This is a genomic window from Okeania hirsuta, from assembly GCF_003838195.1.
In the GTDB taxonomy this organism is placed as follows: domain Bacteria; phylum Cyanobacteriota; class Cyanobacteriia; order Cyanobacteriales; family Microcoleaceae; genus Okeania; species Okeania hirsuta.
This window is the reverse complement of sequence record NZ_RCBY01000427.1, coordinates 1-3,417: the sequence shown is the minus strand read 5'-3', so window position 1 is coordinate 3,417 and position 3,417 is coordinate 1. Positions and strand designations below refer to the sequence as shown.

General features: G+C 40.7%; 2 protein-coding genes and 1 pseudogene. 1 reads left to right on the top strand and 2 read right to left on the bottom strand.

The features are described 5' to 3' along the window. Nucleotides 1-151: 151 nt before the first annotated feature. Both D5R40_RS31335 and D5R40_RS31330 read right to left on the bottom strand, forming a co-directional pair. Nucleotides 152-440, bottom strand: a pseudogene (locus D5R40_RS31335) (IS1 family transposase); the annotation flags it as partial. A gap of 587 nt (nt 441-1,027) precedes the next feature. Continuing rightward, a complete protein-coding gene (locus D5R40_RS31330) occupies nt 1,028-2,680 on the bottom strand; it encodes a nucleoside recognition domain-containing protein (RefSeq protein WP_124155754.1) in 1,653 nt (550 codons plus the stop codon). Nucleotides 2,681-2,749: 69 nt separating this feature from the next. Here D5R40_RS31330 and D5R40_RS31325 point away from each other — a divergent pair, with 69 nt between their 5' ends. Continuing rightward, entirely contained in the window at nt 2,750-2,935 is a 186-nt protein-coding gene (locus D5R40_RS31325; protein WP_124147649.1) for a hypothetical protein, read from the top strand. Nucleotides 2,936-3,417 lie beyond the last annotated feature (482 nt).

The window sequence follows — 3,417 nt, the reverse complement described above, 5'->3', positions numbered from 1 at the left end:
CTTCTTCCTTCTTCCTTACCTTTGCTATACAAGACCGATGCTACCGGACATGATATTATTTTGCTTTTTGATATTTCTTGCTCTGTGTTCATATCGCTTACTTTGAGTCTGTTTTTGTAGAGTCGAAATGGCGTTGGAGAATGCGTAATGTTTAGGCAGGAACTGGCACAGTTTTAAATCTCATAATGTACGAGTAAACGAATCGAATACTTTAACATTGTCAAAGACTTAGAATAGCAGAGAGTTTTTCGATGAAGTCTAGCTAAATAATATCTTAGACGAGTATTTTCTCCTTCAACGCGGGTCATATAAGTTTTGCTAACTTGATGGTCTTCTGGTTCAATATATTTGGGGTACACGGGATAGCCATCAGTAACGTACCAAAAACTGTGCCAAAACTGGATGATTTGCCATAATTTTTCAAAGGTCTGACTCGAGCGATAATGCTCCGCATCGCTATCGCGAACGCCAATTTCCCAAAGAATAATTCGCGGTCGCGTCCATGCCTTTATTCCAATACTAATTCACCGCCATACCATTGACATTTGTATTCTAGCTCCACTTTTCAAGTTTCGCCACTCTTTGGAGTTATTCTTTATTTTTTTATTTTTTATTTAAACATCTTATATAGAATCCGGTTATACAGTAATTGCAAAATTACTTTCTCTTAATACAGATGTTCTACTGAATACAAATTTAAAAATTCATGCTATTTCAATCTTTTCTTTCTCCTGACTCCTGAGGACTGACTCCTGACTCCTAGAGCGATACGATAACTAATTACCCGGATTCTATATTAAAGGTATCTGAAGGATATTGAACTTGTGCGATCGCACTGTCAATACTGGCAATCATTCCTAAAATTGCCAAGAACCCAGAATAGATGATTTGCTTCATGATTACTGTCTTCCTTGCCTTCACATAAAGCTCTAGTTTAGCCGATCGCTTACTCGCAGCAGGAAAAGAAAATTACGCGATCTGGGTACTCAATGCCCCTTTACCGGAAGGCTATATTGAACTTAGACTTTTACCCAATTATTAACACTCCACCCCAAGCAAGTAATAAAGAAAAAACTACCGCAGCGATCGCCTGTTTACTTAACAGCAATAAGGCAAATCGAAGAGACTGTTCTCGTGTAATAGTTAACAGAGTAACCAAACAAGGTAGCAATACTCCTGCTAGATACACCCCAGTCAAAACCTGCAAGGGAGTTAACATAGCCAAGGTTTCGGGTTCGGCAAATAATAGCAGTCCATCTTTGCGAATAGAAGCTAAAACAATAGGCAATGAGGCGACCGGGGGTAAATTAAACCATCCCATCAAAGGGTTAATAATATTGGCTAAAGTTGCGATCGCTCCTAACCAATTCAACACAGAAGCAATAACAGTAATAACTAAAAAGATGGGAATTGCATTGAACAAAAATTGATCGATAGTTGACTTAGCTTCGCGCCAAATTACTAACCAACGAGGAAATTCTAAAAATGCTCTTCCTTCGATTACTAGGGGATTCTGATTCGATTTAGCTGTAGGGGAAGAAATCATGTAAGTATATATCAAGGTAGTTGCGGTTAGATACAGCAGGTAAGGAATTATCAAGTAAGGTAACGAAGCCGCACTAAACACCCCTAAAGTTGCGCCAAACTGATAAGAACAAGCCGAACCAAAAGCGATCGCCGAAATACAAGTTCCTCTAGAACAACTAGAACAAGCACGGGTACTAATCACCGCAGGAACATTACACCCCATACCCATAATTACTCGCACTAAATCCCGTCCCGATAACCCAAACGGACGGAGTAAAGGATTGAGAGCAATAGTAATTCGTTCTATTAACCCACTAGCTTTATATGCGCCCAAGAATAGGGCATAGAGAATTACTGTGGGCATCGCCCAAATAAACAGCAACGGACTCATAGTTATCAGTCCATACTGTCCTATGAGTATTTCTCTTAACCAGATTGGGAGTTGGGATAAAGATTTAATAGTGGGAGCAATCGCACTTTGGACTATAGGATCTGCTAAAGTCGCAAAAGAGTTAGCACCCCAGACAGCAATAATCGCAGGAATAAGTAATAGAGCGATCGCCAATAACCAGCCTAGTCGAGGATGTTCTAACAGCGTTGGTTGGGGTTGAATATACCAGCCAGCTCTTGTAGGAATCCATTGCGCGGGAAAAGGATTAGGTTCTTGCAGAGAAGCCAAAATATAGTCTTTTTGTTTTATTCTCAGGTGGCGAGCATCTACAGTGACAATGCTCAGGTTAGAAGTTTCCGTCCATTGCCGAACCACTTGTTGAGTATGAACCGTGGGTAATACCTTATCCCAGAAAGTAATTACCAGAATGCCCCGTTTATCTGCTACTAAAGGCAGTAGATCTGCTAAATCTCGATCAACGTCGGTTGCCTTGACTATCAATAGCACGGTGTCATTTTCTTGTAGCTGTCTTAAAGCTTTCTTAGTAGTTACACTATCGGAATGATAGAGAATTCCAGGGGTATCAATAAAGGTATAGGCTTCAGATTGATAAGTGTCACAAGTCACTGTAGAACCGCGAAAATTCGCACTATAGGGAGTCTGTCCTGTAAGAGATGCAATCAGTTGGGACTTGCCGGTACTCTCTTTCCCAATGACCACAATACAATCGCGCTCTAATTTTGACGGCGTAAAAATATTCATTCTTGAATCAACACTATATGGTAATAATAATCATTGTAAAATACAAATAACAAAGTTATTTATTCTCTCATGGAAAATCAAGAACAAGCTGTTGTCTTCGACGAAGAACGCGCCGCTACTTATGACGAAAGATTTGCTAAACTCCCCCCATTGCGGGACACACTTCATTTATTGACCCGCCTGGTTCTTGCCGATCTTCCGGTCAATGGGCGGATTCTTTGTATCGGTGTTGGTTTCGCCCTCAAGGATATTTAGTTAGTGCGGATTTAGCGTCTGATATGTCCACTTCGTCCTATTTCCATTGATATCATGTCCGTTGGTATCGTTTGTGTAAACCCAAGGGTAAATATCTACAGGAAATTTAGATTTTTTTCTGGCGAGGGTAGCCTTCTTCCCTTTTCTTTACTCTTCCCTCTTCCCTCTTCCTTCTTGCCTCTTCCTTCTTCCTTCCCTTTGCTATACAATGCCGATCTTCCGGTCAATGGGCGGATTCTTTGTATCGGTGTTGGTTTCGCCCTCAAGGATATTTAGTTAGTGCGGATTTAGCGTCTGATATGTCCACTTCGTCCTATTTCCATTGATATCATGTCCGTTGGTATCGTTTGTGTAAACCCAAGGGTAAATATCTACAGGAAATTTAGATTTTTTTCTGGCGAGGGTAGCCTTCTTCCCTTTTCTTTACTCTTCCCTCTTCCCTCTTCCTTCTTGCCTCTTCCTTCTTCCTTCCCTTTGCTATA